Consider the following 20,832-nt stretch of genomic DNA (forward strand, 5'->3'; position numbering starts at 1 on the left):
TGGTTTTCTCAGGGGAGGCGAAACATGCTGGCCGTGCTGACCACAAGCGCCTTTTTTCTCTTTTTCTTCCAGACCCTCACGGAGTTCGTGGCGGCGGTGTATGCCTTCGGCCTGATGGGCACCAGCATTCCGCCGGAAATTGGGGTGCTGGTGCTGCTGCTCAGCCCTTTTCTGTTGGCGCTCTGGCGGCGGAAGGTCGGCGGCTGGCTGCTGCCAACGCTGCTGGCCGTGCTGGCTGCGGCGCGGCTCGCCCTGCCGCTGCTGCCGACGCGCGGGGTGCTGTGGGTGGGTGGCATTGGGGCTGCCGCGGCGCTGCTGGCGCTGCCCCTGATGCTGAAGCGCCTTCCGGCCACGGCGAATACCTTGGGACTGGCCTGGGCCGTTGCCGCCGCGGGGTTGTTGCGCGCCGCCGGGGCGGGCATTGACCTTTCGCTCAGCCCTCACGGGCAGGCCATCGGTTGGGCCGTAGCCGCCTCAGGCGTATGGGGCTGGCTGGCATCCCTGCGCAAGCCACCTGCCCGCGCCGCGGGAAATCCCCCTCCCGCCGCCGCGCCCACCTTCGGGAAGGCCCTGGCCGCCGCGCTGGGCCTTGCTTCGGTGCTCTTTTTGCTGGAAGCCGCCTTCACCGCGCCCGCGGTGATTGCCCGCTGGGGCGGCTGGCAACCATCACTCCTTTACGGCCTCACCGGCGTGGCGCTGCTCGTCGTGGCGCTGGCATGGGCGCGGCAACGGCTGGCCGCCTGGCACAACCTTGACTTGGGGGCGCTGGCAGCGTGGGCTGTGCTCTTCGGCGGCGGGCTGTACAGCCTGGAAACCACCTTCCCCACGGACCCCGCCGCCTACCCCTACACGCCATCCATCCCCCACGCTGGCTGGGCTGTGCTGCTGGCCGTATTGACGTTTGGGCTGCTCTTCTCAGCCTTCCACCGTTTCAGCGCACGGCTATACGAAACGCCTCCCTCGACCCGCACCCTGGGCGCGGCTTTCGGGCTGTGGGCGCTTTATCTCCTCGTGCTCATCTTCGCCCACGTCTGCACCACCACCTACGACTACATCCCCGTGGTGGGGCCGTTGTGGCGCGACCGCTTCTGGCTGGTGTACGCGCTGCCGGCAGCCGTGGCGGCGCTGGCCGCCTTCCTCTTTCCGGGCGGCGCGCCCCGTGGGGCGCTTTCCCGCAACGAGCGGCTGATGGGCGGAGGCATCCTTGCCCTGCTGGCGCTTGCAATGGTTGGCTTCGCTTACGCCCGCACCCCGCGCCCGCAACCAGCAGAGGAAACCGCCTTCCAGGCCCGCGTGCTCACTTTCAACATCCAGCAGGGCTACCGCGCCGACGGCCAAAAGGGCTGGGAAGACCAACTGGCCCTGATGCGGCAGGTGAACGCCGATATCATCGGCCTGCAGGAATCCGACACCGCCCGCCTCAGCGGGGCCAACAACGACCTGGTGGGCTACTTTGCTCATGCATTGGGCATGGAAGCCTACTACGGCCCGCCCACGGTGAACGGCACCTTTGGCATCGCACTGCTTTCCCGCTACCCCATCCTCGAAGCCCGCACGGTCTACCTGTACAGCAAAGGCGAGCAAACGGCGGCCATTCTCGCCACGGTGAGCGTCGGTCATCGCCCCCTGCATGTCGTGGTCACGCACCTGGGAAACCACGGCCCGATGGTGCAAGAAGTGAATCTCTTGCAAGCCATCCAGGGGCTGACGCCGGTGGTGCTGATGGGCGACTTCAATTTCACACCCAACACGCCGCAATACCGCCGTACGGTGGAAACCCTGCAAGACGCCTGGCTGGTAGCCCGCGGCCGCGGGAGCGCGAGCACCTATCTGCCGCCCGCCCCCATCGACCACATCTTCATCACCTCCGACCTGACCGCGCCCCAGGCAGCCTACCTGCCCCCTGGCCCTTCCGACCATCCGGCGTTGTGGGCGATGGTGGAAGGCAAATAGCGCCTACGGCCCCAGCACCCGCTTATCCCGGAAAAACTGCCATACCTCTTGTACCATCTCGATATCGTGGTTCTGGTGGCCAAAGCGCCATTCATACAGCCAGGAATACTGCTGAGCCATGCTCGGTGCGGCGTGACCGCCTCCCTCGATGCGATAGAGCACCACCTGGGTGCCCCCCACCCCATGTCCGTAGGTGTACCGCACCACGGTGCTGCCATCGTGCGGGTCGAGGTCAGGGAACCGGTGCACTACCGGCTCGGGATCGGCGCCGTCCACCTTGACCCACAGCGCCACCGAGGCCGCGGTGGATTGCACCGTGCCGAAAGAAGGTTTCGGCGGCCTGGAAACCGTGCCGCCCTCATAAGGCAAATGGGCGTCACGCGTGCCGTTCATGAACAGCACCGAAAGGGGATGCGAAGGCGGCGGGCATTCGGAATGAGCAGGCATGGCTGCTGCCACGGCAGCCACTGCGGCCAGGCGGGTGGGCATCTCCACCGCCAGGCGCAAGGCCATCAGCCCGCCGTTGGAAGTGCCGGAAACATACACCCGCCGCGGGTCGATGGAATAAGTGGAGAGCAAGTGCTCCAGAAGCACGCCAATAAACCGCACATCGTCGGCTTGAGAACTCACCGTGGCATCGCCGCGGCAATCGTTCCAGGTGGGCTTGCCGTAAGCACCGGGCCGCCCTTCGGGATAAACCACCACCACACCCTCGGCATCGGCCAGGGGCATCCAGAGTTTGTAAGGGGTTTTGTAACCGCTTTCCCCCGTCATATCGTCAATCGTCACGCCGCCGCCGTGGAGTTCCAGCACCAGGGCATACGGCCCGCTCTTTTCTGCCGCGGGCAAATAAAGGGCATAGCGCCGCGAGACGCCATCCACCACCAACGTGTGCGTGGCAAGCGTGCCACGCGGGGCCTCACCCTGCGGCCAGACTGGGGCATTTATCCCGCGGGCACAGCCCCCCAACATCGCCAGGCCCCAAAACGCCACCACTCCCAACAACGGGAAGCCTATCCGCCACCCTCCGCTGCCCGGGTGCTGGCGGCCTTCCCGCCTGTTGGAAACCCTGCCGTGGCGGCCTGTTTTCATCTTCCCGCCGCCACGGCAGAGCAGCCAGCCAGCCCGCTACCCACTTTTGGCAACCTGCAAACGGCACCAGGCATAGAGCGCATCGTAAACATCAAACTGCCGCTCTAAATTTTCCAGGTCACCGGGAAAGCGCAGGCTGTAACCCACGGCCAGGGCTTCCAGCCCGGCGGCAATCGGGCCGTTGCCGCGGTCGGCACGAATATCGGCGCTATGAACGATTTGCGCCAGCCGCAGCAACGCGGGGTCGGTGAGGCCGTAATGCTCAATGATGGTTTCAAAGGAGCATTTATTGCCGTGATGTCCCAATTCCACACCAGGGGCATCGAAAGGTATTGCGCCGGTTTCCTCGGCCACCCGATTGACCTCACTCTTGGGCACGAACAGGAACTCGGCTTCTGAATCGATAAAGCGGCTGATCAACCACGGACACGCGACGCGGTCCACATGCACATGCGAGCGGGTTACCCATTTCATCTGAGGCTCCTTTCACAGGGAAAAGGGACAAAAAAACCGCAAGGTCAACCCTTGCGGTGCTGCTCGACATCCACGGGGTAAGCAAACTCGTGAGGGCCGACCTGCACGCGCCCTGCCAGAGATTCACCGGGAAGCGGACGGCGCACCTCTACCATGTTGAGCACGTCGTAACCACGCTTCTTCAAAAAGCGGATGATGGCCGTGTTGTTGGGATGCACCCAGTTGTACACGGTAGGGCTACCCAGGCGAACAGCCAGCGCCTCGGCCTGGGCGTAGAGCGCCGCGGCCACGCCACGCCGACGGTAGGGGGGCGCGACGTACAGCGCCTCAGCCCACACCACATCGTCGTCCACCCGGCAAACCAGCAGGCCGACCGCCTGGCCCTCAATTTCCGCCACGAAGATGGGGTAACGCCGGGCGCGATAATCGGCCAGTTCGCGCCTGGCGGCCTCCAGGTCAGGCGAAGGGGTGCGGCCATGCAGGGCAGCCAGTGCAACCCGGAAGCCTGCCAGCAGCGGCACCAGCGCCGCCCCGTCGCCTTCTTCCGCCCGACGCACGGTCACAGCGGAAGGCCGGGGAGCCGTGGCATCCGTGGCGCTCATTCTTTCTCCCCCGGCGCGTTGTATTCTTTCTCCTCCACAGCGTCGGCTTCGGCGGCGTCGGCTTCCACATCGCGCCCCCGCGGCCCGGCCTGCAGGAATTCCCGGTAAAACTCGTGCTGAATTACCAGGTTCATGATTTCATTCGTGCCCGTCCAGATGGTAATCAGGCGCACATCGCGCAGCAGGCGTTCCACCGGGAAAACGTTGGTATAGCCAATGCCGCCCAAAATCTGCATGGCGTGGTTGACCACTTCCCACGCGGCTTCGGTGGAAAACTTCTTCGCTTCGGAAACCAGGCGGCGCACCTTGCCCGAGGGTACGGCGCCGCTATCGGCAGCCATGCCCGCCGCACGGTTGAGCGCCCGCGCCGCATCCAGCAGGGTCAGGCTTTCGGCAATCTTGAAACTCACGCCTTCAAAACGGCGGATTTTCTTGCCGAAGGCATAGCGGCGGTCGGCGTAGCGGGCAGCGATTTCCAGCGCGGCGCGCCCCATGCCCACCGCACCGCCTGCCGAGGTCAGCCGCTCCGGAATCATCATCTGGTGGAACACGGCGGTGCCGTTGCCCACGCCGGCTTCCCCGCCCAGGACGTTCTCCACCGGCACCGGCACATTCTTGAACACAATGCGCCCGGTACCGCCGCCGCGTGTGCCCATCAGGCCGTAAACGTGATGCACTTCCACACCCGGCCCGCGCTCAATCAGGAAAGCCGTCATGGCTTTCTTGGGGTCGTCAATGCCTTCCACCTTGCCGTAGACGAGGAAGAGGTCGGCGCCTTCCGCCCCCACCACGAAGCGTTTTTGCCCGCTGACGTAAAACACATCGCCTTCGCGGCGGGCCTTGGTGGTCGCAGCGAAGAAATCTGAGCCGCCGCGGGGTTCGGTCAACCCCTCGGCCACGGCCAGTTTCCCGGCAATCATCGGCTTCAGATAGCGCTCCTTCTGGTCTTCCGTGCCGAAAACATGGATGGCCTCGCCCACAATGGAAATCAGGGAATACAGGCAGGCCAGCGCCGTTCCCAAAACGCCGACTTCTTCCAGCGCCACCAGTTCAGCAGCCCACGGCACGCCTGCGCCGCCCCAGCGGGGGTCAAAACGCAGCCCCAGCAGGCCGCGCGCCCCGGCTTCCTGCAGGAACTCGCGGGGGTAGACCACCTTCTCGGCGTCCATATCGAGCAGCAATTGCCGCGGCACCGACTTGACGAATTCCCGCACTCGCGCCTGCAGGGCGCGCTCTTCTTCGCTCAACATGGCTTCCACCGACATGAGATTGCCTCCTCGTTCAAAGCGGCCGGGGCTCTCGGTATTTCACCCTTCCGACCAAACCGCCCCCAAGGCAATGCCGGGAACCCTGGCAAGCAAAACCATCCAAAAAGCCTGCCGCTGCGCCAACCCTCACCACCGCGGGGGAAGCGCCACCTCGGCAATTTCATTATACCCCTGAACCCCTGCCAGGGCTCGTGAGAGAAAAGGGAAGCCGCCGGGCTGGCATGCAAGCCAACCACGGCGGCGTTTGAACCGACCAGCATCGCAAACGCTGACGTGCGGGCTTCCTCTCATCCCCTCGCAGGAAAGCGATACCCCGGTGCGCCCTAATGCTTCAAGGCAGCCGGCTCCTCGTTCCCCTCCTTGCGCGCCGCGGCAATGGCTTGCCGCACATTGCCACCGGCCCGGCGCAGATGCTCGCGGGCCTGTTTGGGGGAACAATGGAGCATGGTGCTCACGATGGCCACTTTGACATCGCGGTCACAGCGCGCCAGTGCCTCTGCAGCCTCGGCCAGAGAAACCCCACAGGCCTGAGCCACAATGCGCCGAGCCCGCTCCTGCAGTTTGGCGTTGTGCTGCTGCACATCCACCATCAAGTTGCCGTAGGTCTTCCCCAAACGCACCATCACGCCGGTGCTCAGCATGTTGAGCACCAGTTTCTGCACCGTGCCAGCCTTGAGCCGCGTAGAACCCGCAATCACTTCCGGGCCGACCAACGGGGCCAGCACATGCTCAGCGACTTCCGCCAAAGGGGCCGGCAGGTTGCAGATCAGCGCCACGGTCAGCGCGCCCCGCTGCCGGGCTTCGGTAAGGGCCCCCAGCACGTAAGGCGTCCGCCCGCTGGCAGCGATGCCTACCACGCTATCTAAGGGGCCGGCTTCCAGGTCACGGATGGCCCGGATGCCATTTTCAAGGCTATCTTCGGCTTCTTCCACCGCTTCGGTGAGGGCCGCCCGCCCCCCCGCAATCACGCCCACCACCTGGCCTGGTTTCGTATTGAAGGTGGGGGGGCACTCTGCGGCATCCAACACCCCCAAGCGCCCCGACGTGCCCGCGCCGATATAGATCAACCGCCCACCCTGCTTCATGCGGGCTGCGATGGCTTCCACAGCCTGGGCAATAGCCGGCAACTGAAGACGCACCGCGGCCACAGCCCGCCGGTCTTCCAAATGCATGAGCCCCACCATCTCCAGGGTGGTGCGGGTATCCAAATCGTGGGTGAGGACATGCCGCTGCTCCGAAGTCCAGGGCCCGCCCCCGGAAGGCGCTTGCGACGCAGCGTGACGGGGCCAGGGGCGGCCTGCCAGCGCCAACGCCAACCACCCTGCCCCCACGGCTGCATCGGCCAGGGGGCGCCGAGGTCGCGCAGCAGGCACGCGGGTTTGCACAGCCTGCGCCACCACCGAGCGATAAAACGCGCTCCGCGACAACAGCCCGCCCGTGAGCACCACAGGGAAAGGTTCGGCATCGCTCCATCCCAACCGGCGAGCCACGGCGCCCACCCCCTCGGCCAGGGCATCGGCCGCCCGCAGCACGCCATCGGTGGCAATCAGGTCGCCCCGCTCGGCCTCTTCCAATACCAGCGGAGCCAGGGCTGCCATTTCGGCCACGCCACGCCGCGCGTCATAGAGCCAGGGAATCAATTGCGTTGCTGAAGGCAACGCCAGGGCTTGCAGCAAGCGGTCGGTCAGGCGGGTAGGCAATTCGCTGCCGTCTGCTGCACGGGCCACAGCCCGACACGCCCAAAGTCCCAGGGCATACCCACTGCCCTCATCCAACAAATGGCCCCATCCTCCCGAGCGGGCGGTATTTCCGGCAGTATCTTCGCCATACACTATCGCGCCAGTTCCCGCAATCACCACCACCCCCTGACGGCGGCCTACCCCGCCCACCAACGCGGCGGCGGCGTCATCCACCACCTGACCGGGAACGCCGGGGAACAGAGCGGCCTGCATGTCGTGCAGGCGCTGGGCTTCAGCAGGGCGACCGGCCCCGGCCAGCGCCCACACCACCGCCGCGGCCTGGGACAACGGCGCCCCCGCCGCCTCCGCGGCCGCGCGCATGGCCGCTTCCAGCGCGGCCCGCGCCCCCTCTTCCCCCACCAGGTGGTGATTGGAAGGACCGCTCCGGCCGCGCCCCAACACCTTCCCCCGGGCATCCAAAATCACGGCCTCGGTCTTGCTTCCGCCGCCATCCACACCAATGACAAAAAAACTCATCTCAGGCCCTCTCCAGTAGTGCTCGCTTCCACCACCGCTGCAACAGCCTGATGCACCCGAAGACGAAAGTGAGCAATTCGCTCGCCATCTCGGCCAAAATACACCCGGTTGGTCAACAGCGCCACCACCAGTTCCCGGCTCGGGTCCACCCACAGGGAAGTCCCGGTAAAACCGGTATGCCCAAAACTCTCCAGACTGAAAGCGTCACCCACCGGGCTTTGGGTGGGTGTCTGCAGTTTCCAGCCCAAACCGCGCCGCTCAGCGCCCACCCAGGCCTGCTCTCGCACCATTTCCCGTACCAGCGGCGGGGGGAGCAACCCATCTCCCAACGACAAAGCGCATTGCCCCAAAAGGGCTACCTCCCTGGCCGTAGCAAACAACCCCGCATGACCCGACACCCCACCCAGGCAACATGCGTTCTCGTCGTGCACTTCCCCCCAAAGCCGTCGCCCTCGCCAGGAACATTGCTCGGTGGGCGCGAGGCAGCGCTGGGGAACTCCCTGAGCCAGGGGATTGTAAGTGGCCGACGTCATGCCCAAAGGGGTCAATACCGCTCGCGCCAGGTAATCGGGTAGAGGCATACCGGCCAGCCGGGCCACAGATTCCCCCAAAAGCACAAAGCCCACATCACTGTAAACCAGCCCTTCCCCCGGCGGGTACACGAACCGCGGTGCATGCAACAAAGCCGCCAGCCGTCGCTGGCGCATTTCTGCCGGCAGACGATGCGGCAACGGCACCGAAGCCCCCGCCGGCATGCCGCAGACATCCACCCAGGCCGCCAGCCCCGCCGTGTGGCTCAGCAGGTGGCGAAAGGTGACCCTGGCAGCGTCCACCGTCTTCCCTTGATAGGCCGGGTCAGGCGGCAACGGCACCTTGGCATGGGGATCAATGCCCGGCAAGATGGGATGCCGCCCGCGGAGTTCCGGCAACACCTCAACCACGGGGGTATCGGGCGTGACCTTCCCCGCCGCCACGAGGGTCATCCACGCGGTGGCGGTGAAAACCTTGGTCAACGAAGCCAAATCAAAAAGGGTGTCTTCCTCGGCGGCAAACTGCCGGGTTTCTGGGTCGAGCCAGCCGTAAGCCCCGCGGAAGCGCACTTCCCCCCCTTGCTGCACCCAAAGCACCGCGGCAGGGAACACGTGCCCCACCCCCTGTTCCATGAGGCTGTCAACTTTGTTCCAGAGGGTTGTGGCAGCAGTCAAAACGCCATCCTATTTGCCGATGCCCGCCGTCAAACCGGCAATAATTTGCTTGGTAGCCAGCAGAAAGATGACGATCAACGGCAGGGTCATAATGATGAGCCCGGCGAAAAGGGTAGACCAATCGGTCTGGAATTCCCCGAAGAAACGGGTCATTCCCACCGGCAAAGTCCACTTGTCCGTGGAGCGGAGCAACACCAAGGGGAAGAAGAAATCGTTCCACAGGGGGACGAACTGGAAGACCACGACCGTGGCGAGGGCAGGACGCACCAGCGGCAACATGATGCGACCAAAAATGGAAAACTCGCCCGCTCCGTCGATACGCGCCGCTTCGCTCAATTCCTGAGGAAGTTGCCGGAAAAAGGACGAAAGGATAAACACAGAAAAGGGAATGCCGGTGGCTGCATAGACCAGAATCAGCCCCAAGCGGGTATCCACCAGGCCCAAGTCGTTGAGCAGCAAGAACAAAGGCACAATGGCTAAACGGAAAGGGAGCATCAAACCGGCCAAGAAGTAAGCCGAAAGAAAAGCACTGCCTTTGAAGCGATAGCGCCCCAGCATGTAACCGGCCAGGGCCGAAACGGCCGTTGCCAGGAGCACCGCCGCCACGGTAATGATGAGGGAGTTGAAAAAGTAAACGTTGAAATTGGCTTTTTCCCACGCCTTGACAAAGCTCTGGAACGAAGGGGAAGTCGCCAACCCCAACGGATTCCGAAAGATGTCACGGCTGGGCCGGAGCGCATCATTGACCACGAGCAACAAGGGGCCCAGAACCACAAAAGCATAACCCCACAGCAGAATTTGCGTACCGATGGCGACCAAGTCAATCCGACGCGTAGATTGCTTCCTCGAAATCCTCATCGCAAGTTCTCCTCCCACCGGCGGAAAACGCTGACCATGACCATGGAGACGCCAAAGATAAGCACAAACATCAACACAGCCAAAGCCGAAGCCAACCCAAACGCATCCACACCGCCACGGAAGGCCGTGCGATAGAACACCAACCCCAGCACATCGGTGGCCCCGGCGGGCTCGCCGTTCACCCCGCCCATGGCCCAAACAATGCCAAAGACGTTGAAGTTACCAATGAAGGTCAGCACGGTGACGATTCCGATGACCGGCAAAAGCAGCGGCAGTTCAATGCTCCAGAAAAGCCGCCAGCGCGAAGCGCCATCAATGCGGGCGGCTTCCCGCAGGTCTTCGCCAATATTCGCCAAACCGGCAGAAAACAGAAGCATGGGAAATCCCACCCATTGCCACGCGTTCGCTAAAATGATCGCCGGTAACGCCGTGGCTGGGTCTCCCAACCAGGGGCGGGCCAGCGCCCCCAGCCCTACCGCCTTGAGCACCCGGTTGATAGGGCCAAAGAGCGGGTTGAGCATCAGACTCCACAGATAGCCCACCACCAAGGCGCTGATCAAATAAGGCATGGTATAAACCGTCTGGAAAAAGCGCTTGCCAAAGCGGGGCTTGTAGAGCAATTTGGCGAACAGCAACCCCAAAGTGTTCTGCACCAGCATGGTGCCCACAAAGAAATAGACATTATGAAGAAAGGCGCGGGGAAGTTGCTCATTGACGGGATAACGGGTAAAAAGTTCACGGAAGTTACGCAAACCGACAAAAGCCCCACGCGCCAGCCCTTTGAACTCAAAAAGGCTGAAGTAAAAGGATTGAGCCAAAGGCCAAACCATAAAAACGGTATAAAGCAAAAAAGCCGGGAGAATGAACGCCGCCACAATGCCCCACGAGGGGGCACCACGCCCCACGCCCCGGGCGCGGCCGTGCCTGGGTTTCTTCCTTTGCGTTGACCGTCGCAAGAGAGACATACCCCGCCTCCACCACAAAGGTTTGGCGGAGCGACGCATCAGGTCGCTCCGCCAAAGCCCTCAGCACAAAAACTACTTCTTGGGTTTAAACCACTGGGAAATGCCTTCCTGCAGGCTCTGAGCCACGTCGTCAGCCGTTATTTCACCCAAGAGCATCTTCTGGATGCCGTTCCCCATCAAGGTCGTGCCCGAGGGGTTGCCATAACGGAAATCAACCAGCAGCATGTACGCCGCGGGGGTCTCGGCGTAGAAGTCGGCAAACTTCTGCAACAGCGGGTCGGTCGGTTTCGCCTGAGGCAGAGGCGAAAGCTGCTTGATTTTCTCTGTGAACATCTGCCCAAACTCAGGGGTCCCCATCCACTCTACCAGTTTGATGGCTTCCTCTTTGGCGTCGCTGTTGGCATTCACGCCGTAAGAGCCATCCATCCAACCCGGAGCCAAGGGGCCATCATGCACCGAATCGGGCGCGGGCGGCACACGGAAAACGCCAATGTGCATATCGGGCGCCTGGTCACGCCAGAAGCCAACCTCGAAAGAGCCGCCGATGAAAATGGCCGCCTGACCGGTCACGAACAGCGTGCGAGCGTCCTGATACCCCACACCGACAACATGATCAGGCATGTAGGGCTGCAAGTCTTTCACCAGTTGAATCGAGGCAACATAGTTCGGATCGGTGAAGTCGGTTTCGCCAGCCAGGATCTTCTTTTCGAACTCAGGCCCGCCGTAGCGAGGGGCACCAATGGTATCGTGAACGATGGGCAGCATCCAGGTATCTTTAGCAGGCACTGCCAGAGGGGTGTAGCCAGCCTTCTTGACCACTTTGAGGATGTTGATGAAATCGTCCCACGTCTGCGGTTCGCTCAGCCCCAGTTCGTCGAAGATATCCTTGTTGTAGTAAGCGCCCAGCACCTGAATGCCGAAAGGCACGCCGTAGATATGGCCGTCTTTGACGCCCATCGCGCCCTTGAGGATATCGGGCGTGAAGTTGTCAAGGGTCTTGACCTTGCCATCCAGGGGAACCAGTTGCCCGGCTTCCACCAACGGCTGCAACCCGCCATAAGCGCGCAATTGCACCACGTCGGGGCCACCCTCGCCGGTCAGGCCAGTCGCGAGGATGTTGTTGTAATCGGTGGCAACAAAGGGCACAAATTCCACCTTGACACCAGGATGTTCTTTCTCATACACCGCAAAAATTTCATTGTAGGCTTTTTCGTCCTCGGTGCGCCAGGACCACACCGTCAGGGTGACGTTCTTCTGCGGCGCGGCTTCCTGGGTAGGCGCTTCGGTAGGCGCTTCGCCGGCAGCCTGGGTGGGCACAGCGGTCGGCGCGGACTGCTGCTGGGCAGCGGTAGGCTGAGGTGTGGACGCGGATTTGGCACAGCCGCCTAACGCCATAGCCACTACCACGAACAGCCCGACCAGTAAGACAAAAACTTTTTTGCGATTCACTTGCTTCTCTCCTTGTGTGTTAGGGATAGAAAAAACGAGAAAAGGATAGGGAACAACAGGCATCCTCATCTTCCATGGTTACCTCCTTGAGATTGGTCTAAAGCACTCAACTCGGCTTGGAAGACATAACGATCGCCGCGATAAGCCGATTCAGTGTATTCAAAGGGGCGCCCCCAGCGGTCGTAAGTGATACGCTTGTTGCGCAACACAGGGGCTCCAGCAGGAATCTGCAAAAGATCCTGCTCGCGCCGGCTACAAAGGTCTGCGCCGATTTTCTGGACGGCCCGCGCAGGCGCAAGATGGTATTTCTCCGAAAGAATCTGGTACAACGAGCGGTTCTCAAAATCTTCCTGCAAGAGCGCCTCGACGCCATTGAAATACAAATGGCTGGTCTCAAGGGCAATGGGTTCGCCCCCCGCTAACCGCAACCGTTCCAACAGCACAATTTTCTTTTCTGGGGTGATTTGCAAAGCCCGCGCAACCCGCAGCGCGGGTTTAACCGCCATCAACCGAATCACGCGCGCACCCGGCTTCATGCCACGGGCCTGCATATCTTCTGTAAAACCGGTCAGCCGGGTCAAACCATGCTCAATCTTTGGCTCGGCCACAAAAGTGCCCCGCCCTGGTTCGCGGCGCAACAGGCCCTCAATGGCAAGTTCCTGCAAGGCTTGCCGGGCCGTCATCCGACTGATATGGTATTGCTCACTCAATTCACGCTCCGAAGGCACCATATCGCCTGGTTTCCATTCACCCGAGGCGATTTTCTCGCGCAAGAGTTCCTTGAGCTGAAAATAGAGCGGCAAAGGGTAAGTCTTATCGAGCATGATGGACCACGCCTCCCGGAGGTTGGACAGAATGTATAGTTGTTCAGTGGTCTATACCAATATAGCAAATTTAACAGCCCGTGTCAAGCGACTTTACGCCCTCAGCGGCATTTCCCTCTCGCTGGGGCACCAAGAGACCACACCTATACGGTTTCGGTCACCTTGCGCAAGCCACGCGGCCGCTCTGTATCGTAACCTTTCGCCAAAGTCAGATGGTAAGTGAACAATTGAGCCCCCACCACGCTCACTAAAGGCGTCAACCATTCAGGCACTTCCCGAGGAAGGCGCAACGGCACCTCAGCCCAAGAAAGCACTTCGTCGTCATCAGAGATCACCACCAGTTCCGCGCCCAACGTATCGTGCAAGTAACGCAACAAGTCACGCATCGAATCCAGCACCGCGCCGGAAGGCGCAACGGCCAGCACCGGATACCCCTTGCCCACCACCGCGACCGGCCCATGCTGGAAATCGGCCGAGGAATACGGCTCAGCAGCGATGTAGGTGAGTTCCTTCAGTTTAAGCGCCCACTCGAATGCTGTAGCGTAATTGTAGCCCCTCCCCAGCACCACGCACTGGGTCACGTACCGGTAGCGGACGACGGCGCGGGCAATATCGGCTTCCAACGCCAACATGGCATCCATCCACCGCGGCACCTGGTCCAACGCCTGCTGCATGGCCTCATCTTGCGCCAGTGCGGCCGAAAGCAGGGCAATCGCCGCCAGTTGGGCCGTGTAAGTTTTCGTAGCCGCCACACTCTCTTCCCGCCCGGCCTGAATATCCAGCACCCATTCAGCCACGCGCGCCAGGGGCGATTCAGGAGCATTGGTAATCGCCAAAGTGAGGTTACCCTGCTCACGACCGTGTTCAATCACACTCACGATGTCAGGTGAGCGCCCCGATTGGGAAATGCCCACCACCAACGCTTCGCGCAGCCGCGGCGGCCGGCGGTAAAGCGTAAACAGCGAAGGAGCGGCCAAAGCCATCGGAAGGCGATTGTGGGCTCCCCAGAGATAATTGGCGTAGCGGCCGGCGTTGTCGGAAGTGCCGCGCGCGGCCAGGAAGGCAAAGCGAGGGTCAGTCCGGCGAATTGCGGCAGCAATTTGCGCAGCCGTGGGCCGTTGGGTTTCCAGCAGCCGCCGGATGACAGCCGGTTGTTCGGCAATTTCTGCGTGTAGTCCCATGTTCTTCTCCTCTCACTGTACGGTACGCGATGGCCGCAATCGCTCGATTCGCCCGGCCACCTCGTTGCGAAAACCCTCGATGAGGGTGAGCACATAGTCCAGGGGGTCCAACTTCTCTTGCTGAACCAGGGGCGTCAGGTCCATAGCCCACGCCAAGGCCGTCGCCTGATCCACCGCGTGGGAAGCGAAATAAGTGGCGTTCACCCGCCGCCGCCCCAGCGTGGCCACATCGTACCGTTTTCCCCCGCTGATCTGCGAATCGAACACGCCCAACAGAGCCGCTTGCAAATTTTCCTGGTGAGAAAGGTCGAACACCACCTTGTCCTCATCGCGCATCCAATCCAGGTCCCTCCACACAGCGCCGCCATACAACTTTGCGGGACGTTCTTCCCGCGGCAACATGCGGATGGCCTGAATAACCCGCAGGGCTACGGCGATATGAGTATCGTGCTTATCGGCCAGGTTATGCGTGTAAACCTCACGCGGGTGGGTGGCCCGAAGCACGGCCACCAAATCCTCCGTAGGGGGCATCGCCGCGCGCTTGACCACGCTGCTGGGGTAATCGAGCAAAATCTGGGCAGCGTATTCGCCTACAAATGCAGCTTTGCGCTGCTCTTGTCGGCGAACCGCCCACATTTCATCGTCCGTGTAGCCAGCATACAGGCCCGCTCGCGGCGACCCTCGCCCATCGGTCACGACCACGCCGGTAAACCACTGGTCCGGCTGCTGAAAGCACGCCAACACGGCTTGCGCTGCCATAATCTCGATATCGTCCTGATGGGCAGCGATGCACAAATGGGTTGTGCGCTCTAAAGCCTGTGTTTCGGGCATGCCGTCAGGGATGTAAACTTCCGCCTGAGGCATTCGCAAGTTCATCGTCACGCTCCTTATCATTCGGGTGTTGCCAAGGCAACAGGGGGGACAAAACAAGCCACCTGCCATATACAGCGATGCCTGTCGGCAGCGCCGAGCAGGCAACAAGGGCAAGCCTCCATCTCGCCCCAGGGCAGTTAGCATTATCAGAGAGTATACCCGAAAACGGCTCGTCCCCGTGGCAGCCCCACTCTCCACGGGCACTTCCCCCTGCGGAGCCTCTCACCCCCCGTCCGCCCCGCAACCAACCGCCTACAACGCTTCGCCGAGAGCCCCCCTCGCGTGTCCTCTTCCCTCTCAGCCAGAGCGCTCGCGCGGCAGAGCCCCCCGGCGCGTCGGCTTTTCCCCAGGCCGCGCCACACCTCAGCCCTGGCGTGACAGCCCGGCCCGAAGCCCCCTCAGGCGTCGCGCGGCGAGCGGCTGGCCAACGCTTCTTGATCCACCGGCAGGCGATCGAATCGCACCCCCACCGCGCGGTAAATGGCATTGGCAATTGCGGGCGCCGTGGGCACGCTGACAATTTCGCCAATGCCCTTGCCGCCGAAGGGGCCGGTTTCCACCGGGTGCTCCACCACGATGGGGATGATTTCCGGCACTTGCTCAAAAGAGGGCATCCGGTAGCGGGCTAAGCGGTCGGTCACGACGCGGCCTTCCTCAACGATGAAGTGCTCGGTGAGCGCGGTGCCGATGCCCATGATCACGCCGCCTTCAATTTGCCCTTTCAGCGTCAGCGGGTTGATGGCCGCCCCCACATCCACCGCCGTCACCACCCGCAGCACTTTCACTTCGCCGGTGAGGGTGTTCACTTCCACCTCTGCGGCTTGCGCGGCGAAGGCGTAGGCAAAGTGCATGTCGCCGCTTTCGCCTAACGGCCTGGTCTCGGGCGCGTGGTAGGTGTAACGGACGCGCGGCGCGCGCCCCAAGGCGTGCATTCCCGCCGCCACCTCAGGCCAGCGGAGCAGCCGCTTGCCCAGCAAAAGGCCCTCGGGCTGCGGCCGGATTTGGTCGGGCGGAACGTCATACCGTTCCGCCAGGGTGGAGCGCAAGGCGTTAACCAGCACCCGCGCCGCCATCCGCGCCGCGTTGCCGCTGACGTAAGTCTGCCGGGAAGCCGTGGTTGGGCCGCCGTCGGGGGTGCGGTCGGTGTCCATCACTAACACCCGCACACCATCCGCCTCCACGCCGATTTCCTCCGCGGCCACCAACTGCAACACCGAAACCAGCCCTTGCCCTAACTCGGCGGACGAAATCCGCACTTCAAACAAGCCCTCGGGCAGCAGTTCCACCTCGGCGGTGGCCTCGTCGGGCGCGCCGCCGCCCAGCCCCGTGTTCTTGAACGCCGCGGCAAAGCCCCACGCCCGCACTTTGTGCGGCTCGCCGGGCACGGGATGCGGCGCGAAGGGGTCGGCTTCCCCTCTCAGGCGGCGCACCTCCGCGTCCACGCGGTCAATGCATTCCAGCAGGCCCACGCTCTCCCGCAGCACCTGCCCGGTGCTGGTGGTGGAACCCACCCGCAGGGCGTTCTTGCGCCGCAGTTCCACCGGGTCAAGCCCCAAGCGCTCGGCGAGCATGTCCATCAGGCTTTCCACCGCAAAGTTGGACTGGGTGACGCCGAAGCCGCGGAACGCGCCCGCCGGCGGGTTGTTGGTGTACACCGCGTAGCAGTCGGCGCGCACGTGCAGCACGTCGTAAGGCCCGGCGGAATGGGTGGTGGCGCGGGTCATCACCTTCTCGCCGAGGGAAGCGTACGCGCCGGTGTCGCCGTAGAGTTCGGTCTGCACCGCGGTCAGGCGGCCATCGCGCCTGGCGCCGATGCGGACGCGAATTTGCGTGGCGTGGCGCTTGGGGTGGGCAATCAGGCTTTCGCGGCGGTCGTAGAGCAGTTTCACCGGACGGCCGGTCTTCCACGCCAGGAGCGCGGCGTGAATCTGCCCGGCGATGTCTTCCTTGCCGCCGAAGCCGCCGCCCATGGTCTGCCCCACGATGTGCACCCGCTCCTCAGGCCAGCCCAACGCCGCGGCCACTTGCCGCCGGTCGTCGTAGGGGATCTGCGAGCCGACATATACCTCCATCCGCCCGTCCTCGGTGGGCACGGCGACGCTCGCCTCGGGCTCAAGGAAGGCGTGGTCGTAGTGGGGCGTGGTGAAGGTGTGTTCCAGCACCACATCGGCCTCGGCAAAGCCCCGTTCCACATCGCCTTTGCGGACTTTGATATGCTTGAGCAGGTTGCCGGAAGGGTGCAACTGCGGGGCGTCGGGCGCAAGCGCGGCCAGCGGGTCGGCGAGCACGGGCAACGGTTCGATTTCGGCTTCAATCAGGGAAGCCGCTTCCTGCGCGATAGCACGCGTTTCCGCGGCCACAATGGCTAAGGCATCGCCGACGTAGCGGATGCGCTCGCCCACGCCGACCAGAATGGGCCAGTCGTCAATGAGCACGCCGTGGTTGCGCGCCGCGGGCAAATCCTCGGCGGTCATCACCGCGACCACGCCCTTCAGCGCGCGGGCTTTGCTCACATCCAGCCGCCGCAAGATGCCGTGGGGGACTTCGGCGCGGCGCACCGCGGCGTGGAGCATGTTCGGGAAGATGAGGTCGTCGGTGTAGCGGGCGCGCCCCGTGACTTTATCCACCGCGTCGGGGCGAATGTGGGGCCTGCCGACCACCTTGCCCGCGTAGGCCGAGGCGGGGATTTCGGGCGGGGGCAGCGGTTCGCCGGTGCGCAGACTGTGCGCGGCGGCGAGAATCGCGTCCTCAATGGCGGGGTAAGCCCCGCAGCGGCAGAGGTTGTCCTTCAGCGCGTGGTGGATGTCCTCGGGCTGGGGGTCGGGGTTGTGTTCCAGCAGGGCGTGGGCGGCCATGATCTGGCCGGGGGTGCAGAAGCCGCACTGGGTCGCGCCGTGCTCCACAAAGGCTTCCTGCAGCGGGTGCAGAATGAATTCGTGGTCGCGCTGCTGCGCCAGCCCTTCAATGGTGAGGACGCTCTTGCCGTCGGCGCGCTCGGCGGGGTAGATGCAGGAAAGCACCGCCTCGCCGTTCACTTCCACGGTGCACGCGCCGCACTCGCCTTCCTGGCAGCCGATTTTGGTGCCGGTCAGGCCAAGGCGGTAGCGCAGGACATCGGCGAGGGTCTCGCCGGCGTCAATGGTGAGGGTATGGGGGGTGCCGTTTACGGTAAGGGTGATAGTGGGCATGGGAGGGAATTAGGGAATTAGGGAATTAGGGAATTAAGGGATTGAGGGATGTGCGACGCAATTCGCCACTCGCAATTCCTCATTCGCCACTCGCTACTCGCAATTCGCGATTCGCCACTCGCAATTCTTCATTCGCCCTTCGCGCGCTCCCACGCCTTCCCCACGGTTTCGCGCAGGAGAATGCCGGCGAGGTGGCGGCGGTAGGTTTCGGTGGCGCGGTAGCGGCTGGTGCGGAAGCGGGCTTCGCGGAGCAGGGCTTCCACCGCGGCGTTCAGCGTCGCTTCGTCGGGCGTGTGGCCGCAGAGGACGCTTTCGGCGGCAGTGGCGCGGCGAGGCACCGGCCCAAACGGCCCCACGGCAATGCGGATTTGCGCGATGCGGTCGCCTTCCCGCACCAGCCAGACCGCCGCGTTGAGGATGGGCAGCGCCACGCCCTGGGGGCGCATCACGCGGCGGAATGCCGAAGCCGCCTTCCGCCGCGCCAGCGGCAGCCAAAAGCCGACCAGCATTTCCTCGTGCTTGAGCGCGGAGCGGCCGGGGCCGAGGTAAAGGTCGGCCAGGGGCACGCGGCGGCGTCCTTGGGGGAAAGCGACCTCGGCGCGGGCATCCAACGCGAGGAGGGCAATCGCGCCGTCCGCCGCGGGAAGGGCATGAGCCACGTTCCCGCCCAGCGTGGCGACATTGCGCACCTGGTGGCCTGCCATCTGACCGGTGGCCTCGGCAAGGGCCGTGGCGTGCTTGCACACCAAAGGCGACGCCGAAACGCGGTTGAGGGGCACGCCCGCGCCAACGAAGAGTTCGTCGCCGCGGACTTCCAACGCCCGCAGTTCAGGGATTTCGGTGATGTCCACCAGTGCCTGCACGGGCGGGTGCCGCCCCTGTTGCAAATCCAGCATCAGGTCGGTGCCGCCGGCAATCAGCACGGCGGCTTCCCCTGCTTCGGCCAACGCCTGCAGGGCTTCTTCTACGGTTTTCGGGCGAAGGTGGGTGTGCCACATGGAGGTTGAGGGATTGAGGGGAATTAAGGGACTGGGGTATTGGGGACGGGTCAATTGGTTGATTGGTTACTTGGTCAAGGGGATGCCGAGGTAACCAGGCAACCACTCAACCAACCCCCGCCATCAGCAGGCCCAGGCGCTCGGCGGTGGCTTCTTCCCGCGGCAGGATGTCCATCACCTGCCCCTCGTAGAGCACCGCAATGCGGTCGGAAAGCGCCAGAATTTCGTCCAGATCTTCGGAAATCAGCAACACAGCCACGCCGGCGCGGCGTTGGGCTAACAACTGCTCGCGGACGTACTCGGTCGCGCCGATGTCCAGACCGCGGGTGGGCTGTGCGGCGATGAGCACACGAGGTTGACGCGCCAGTTCCCGCGCCAGCACCACTTTCTGGATGTTGCCGCCAGAAAGGCTTTTCGCCAAAGTGTTGCGTGAGGGCGTCTTGATGCGGAACTGCTCGATGAGGCGGTCGCTGTGCTCGGCAATGTAGCGCAGGTTGAGGAAGCCGCGGCGGGAAAAGGGCGGCTTGTGGTGCTCGCGCAAAATCAGGTTTTCGGCTACGGTAAAATCGCCGATCATGCCGTCGCGCATCCGCTCTTCGGGGATGTAAGCCAACATGCGGTCGGTGCGCGCACCCACGGGCAGGGCGGTGACGTCTTCGCCTTCCAGCAGAATGCGGCCGGCGGTGACCTCGCGCAGCCCGGCAATGACCTCCGCAAGTTCCCGCTGGCCGTTGCCCGAAACGCCCGCGATGCCGAGAATCTCGCCGCTGCGCACCTCAAGGCTGACATCCCGCAAGCCGGGCGTGCCCCGGTCGCTTCCGCAACTGACACCTTCCAGCACCAGGCGCGGCTCGCCGATTTCGCTCTCCCCGCGCTCCAGCATCAATGACACCTCACGCCCAACCATCCAGTTTGCCAGGGTCTCTTTCGTCACCTCGCTCGTCGGGCGGGTACCGATTTTACGACCGTCGCGCAGCACGGTCACCCGGTCGCTGATTTCGATGACCTCGTGCAGTTTGTGGGAGATGAAAATCAGGGCATGCCCGTCTTGCGTCATCTGGCGCATGATGCCGAAAAGTTCGTCCACTTCCTGCGGGGTGAGCACGGCGGTCGGCTCGTCCAGGATGAGCAACGAAGCGCCGCGGTAAAGCGCCTTGATGATTTCCACCCGCTGTTGCTGCCCCACCGACAGTTGCCAGATGTAGGCAGAAGGGTCAATGTGCAAGCCGTAGGTCTCGGCGAGTTCCAGAATGCGGCGGGAAACCACATCCAAATCGGTGAGGACGCCACGGGAGGAAGGCAGGCCGAGGGCAACATTTTCGGCCACGGTGAGGGTTTCCACCAGCATGAAGTGCTGGTGCACCATGCCGATGCCGTGGGCGATGGCGTCGCTGGGGGAATGAATGGCCACACGCTCGCCGTTGATGTAAATTTCGCCCTCGTCGGGCTGGTAAAGCCCGTAGAGGATTTTCATCAAGGTGCTTTTGCCCGCACCGTTTTCGCCCAGCAGCGCGTGCACTTCGCCCGCGTGGACGTCGAAATCCACATGGTCGTTGGCCAGCACGCCTGGGAAGCGCTTGGTAATGCCGCGCATCTCCAGCGTTTGAATGTGCTGCCGGGGCAGAGCAGAGGCGTCGGGTTGGGTCATTGCAGCATTTTCTCCAGGGTCGGGGCGCAGGGTTGCTG

16 protein-coding genes are annotated in these 20,832 nt (G+C 63.3%); 1 reads left to right on the plus strand and 15 read right to left on the minus strand.

Features of this window, described 5'->3' with window-relative positions; genetic code table 11:
• Nucleotides 1-24: 24 nt before the first annotated feature.
• Nucleotides 25-1,953, plus strand: a complete 1,929-nt coding sequence (locus ENJ54_01385) for a hypothetical protein (protein HFC08496.1) — start codon at nt 25-27, stop codon at nt 1,951-1,953.
• Nucleotides 1,954-1,956: 3 nt separating this feature from the next.
• On the opposite strand, the gene ENJ54_01390 is transcribed toward ENJ54_01385, so the two are convergent.
• The 15 genes from ENJ54_01390 to ENJ54_01460 all read right to left on the minus strand — a co-directional run bounded on the left by ENJ54_01390 (nt 1,957) and on the right by ENJ54_01460 (nt 20,794).
• On the minus strand, nt 1,957-3,045 hold the full coding sequence (locus tag ENJ54_01390; protein HFC08497.1) for a hypothetical protein: 1,089 nt from the start codon (nt 3,043-3,045) through the stop codon (nt 1,957-1,959).
• Nucleotides 3,046-3,081: 36 nt separating this feature from the next.
• Entirely contained in the window at nt 3,082-3,519 is a 438-nt protein-coding gene (locus ENJ54_01395; protein ID HFC08498.1) for a chromate resistance protein, read from the minus strand.
• A gap of 44 nt (nt 3,520-3,563) precedes the next feature.
• A complete protein-coding gene (locus tag ENJ54_01400) occupies nt 3,564-4,121 on the minus strand; it encodes a GNAT family N-acetyltransferase (GenBank protein HFC08499.1) in 558 nt (185 codons plus the stop codon).
• On the minus strand, nt 4,118-5,386 hold the full coding sequence (locus tag ENJ54_01405; GenBank protein ID HFC08500.1) for an acyl-CoA dehydrogenase: 1,269 nt from the start codon (nt 5,384-5,386) through the stop codon (nt 4,118-4,120). Before ENJ54_01405 ends, ENJ54_01400 begins: the two co-directional genes overlap by 4 nt.
• Before the next feature lie 326 nt (nt 5,387-5,712).
• Nucleotides 5,713-7,605 carry an N-acetylmuramic acid 6-phosphate etherase gene (murQ, locus tag ENJ54_01410; protein HFC08501.1) on the minus strand — a complete coding sequence of 631 codons (1,893 nt, stop codon included), beginning with the start codon at nt 7,603-7,605 and terminating at the stop codon, nt 5,713-5,715.
• Nucleotides 7,602-8,810 carry a class A beta-lactamase-related serine hydrolase gene (locus tag ENJ54_01415; protein HFC08502.1) on the minus strand — a complete coding sequence of 403 codons (1,209 nt, stop codon included), beginning with the start codon at nt 8,808-8,810 and terminating at the stop codon, nt 7,602-7,604. Before ENJ54_01415 ends, murQ begins: the two co-directional genes overlap by 4 nt.
• A gap of 9 nt (nt 8,811-8,819) precedes the next feature.
• Nucleotides 8,820-9,668 (minus strand): carbohydrate ABC transporter permease, encoded by an 849-nt coding sequence (locus tag ENJ54_01420; GenBank protein ID HFC08503.1) that lies wholly within the window; start codon nt 9,666-9,668, stop codon nt 8,820-8,822.
• Nucleotides 9,665-10,633: a sugar ABC transporter permease gene (locus tag ENJ54_01425; GenBank protein HFC08504.1), complete on the minus strand. Its 969-nt coding sequence runs from the start codon at nt 10,631-10,633 to the stop codon at nt 9,665-9,667. The genes ENJ54_01420 and ENJ54_01425 overlap by 4 nt, the downstream gene beginning before the upstream one ends.
• A gap of 72 nt (nt 10,634-10,705) precedes the next feature.
• Nucleotides 10,706-12,151 (minus strand): extracellular solute-binding protein, encoded by a 1,446-nt coding sequence (locus ENJ54_01430; protein HFC08505.1) that lies wholly within the window; start codon nt 12,149-12,151, stop codon nt 10,706-10,708.
• A complete protein-coding gene (locus ENJ54_01435) occupies nt 12,148-12,906 on the minus strand; it encodes a GntR family transcriptional regulator (protein HFC08506.1) in 759 nt (252 codons plus the stop codon). The genes ENJ54_01430 and ENJ54_01435 overlap by 4 nt, the downstream gene beginning before the upstream one ends.
• A 143-nt stretch (nt 12,907-13,049) precedes the next feature.
• Complete coding sequence (locus ENJ54_01440) at nt 13,050-14,087, minus strand: SIS domain-containing protein (protein HFC08507.1); 1,038 nt, start codon at nt 14,085-14,087, stop codon at nt 13,050-13,052.
• A gap of 12 nt (nt 14,088-14,099) precedes the next feature.
• Entirely contained in the window at nt 14,100-14,963 is an 864-nt protein-coding gene (locus ENJ54_01445; protein HFC08508.1) for a PIG-L family deacetylase, read from the minus strand.
• Nucleotides 14,964-15,358: 395 nt separating this feature from the next.
• On the minus strand, nt 15,359-18,148 hold the full coding sequence (locus ENJ54_01450) for a 2Fe-2S iron-sulfur cluster binding domain-containing protein (GenBank protein ID HFC08509.1): 2,790 nt from the start codon (nt 18,146-18,148) through the stop codon (nt 15,359-15,361).
• Between the two features lie 128 nt (nt 18,149-18,276).
• Entirely contained in the window at nt 18,277-19,146 is an 870-nt protein-coding gene (locus ENJ54_01455) for a hypothetical protein (GenBank protein ID HFC08510.1), read from the minus strand.
• 106 nt (nt 19,147-19,252) lie between these two features.
• On the minus strand, nt 19,253-20,794 hold the full coding sequence (locus ENJ54_01460; GenBank protein ID HFC08511.1) for an ABC transporter ATP-binding protein: 1,542 nt from the start codon (nt 20,792-20,794) through the stop codon (nt 19,253-19,255).
• Between the last annotated feature and the right edge of the window lie 38 nt (nt 20,795-20,832).

Source organism: Chloroflexota bacterium (assembly GCA_011322445.1).
Taxonomy (GTDB): Bacteria; Chloroflexota; Anaerolineae; order Anaerolineales; family DRMV01; genus DRMV01.

Coding starts and splice junctions, on each gene's coding strand:
- ENJ54_01400 (HFC08499.1), bottom strand. CDS start 4,121: ATGAGCGCCACGGATGCCACGGCTCCCCGGCCTTCCGCTGTGACCGTG.
- ENJ54_01445 (HFC08508.1), bottom strand. CDS start 14,963: ATGAACTTGCGAATGCCTCAGGCGGAAGTTTACATCCCTGACGGCATG.
- ENJ54_01420 (HFC08503.1), bottom strand. CDS start 9,668: ATGAGGATTTCGAGGAAGCAATCTACGCGTCGGATTGACTTGGTCGCC.
- ENJ54_01425 (HFC08504.1), bottom strand. CDS start 10,633: ATGTCTCTCTTGCGACGGTCAACGCAAAGGAAGAAACCCAGGCACGGC.
- ENJ54_01440 (HFC08507.1), bottom strand. CDS start 14,087: ATGGGACTACACGCAGAAATTGCCGAACAACCGGCTGTCATCCGGCGG.
- murQ (HFC08501.1), bottom strand. CDS start 7,605: ATGAGTTTTTTTGTCATTGGTGTGGATGGCGGCGGAAGCAAGACCGAG.
- ENJ54_01435 (HFC08506.1), bottom strand. CDS start 12,906: ATGCTCGATAAGACTTACCCTTTGCCGCTCTATTTTCAGCTCAAGGAA.
- ENJ54_01405 (HFC08500.1), bottom strand. CDS start 5,386: ATGTCGGTGGAAGCCATGTTGAGCGAAGAAGAGCGCGCCCTGCAGGCG.
- ENJ54_01390 (HFC08497.1), bottom strand. CDS start 3,045: ATGAAAACAGGCCGCCACGGCAGGGTTTCCAACAGGCGGGAAGGCCGC.
- ENJ54_01455 (HFC08510.1), bottom strand. CDS start 19,146: ATGTGGCACACCCACCTTCGCCCGAAAACCGTAGAAGAAGCCCTGCAG.
- ENJ54_01460 (HFC08511.1), bottom strand. CDS start 20,794: ATGACCCAACCCGACGCCTCTGCTCTGCCCCGGCAGCACATTCAAACG.
- ENJ54_01395 (HFC08498.1), bottom strand. CDS start 3,519: ATGAAATGGGTAACCCGCTCGCATGTGCATGTGGACCGCGTCGCGTGT.
- ENJ54_01385 (HFC08496.1), top strand. CDS start 25: ATGCTGGCCGTGCTGACCACAAGCGCCTTTTTTCTCTTTTTCTTCCAG.
- ENJ54_01430 (HFC08505.1), bottom strand. CDS start 12,151: ATGAGGATGCCTGTTGTTCCCTATCCTTTTCTCGTTTTTTCTATCCCT.
- ENJ54_01450 (HFC08509.1), bottom strand. CDS start 18,148: ATGCCCACTATCACCCTTACCGTAAACGGCACCCCCCATACCCTCACC.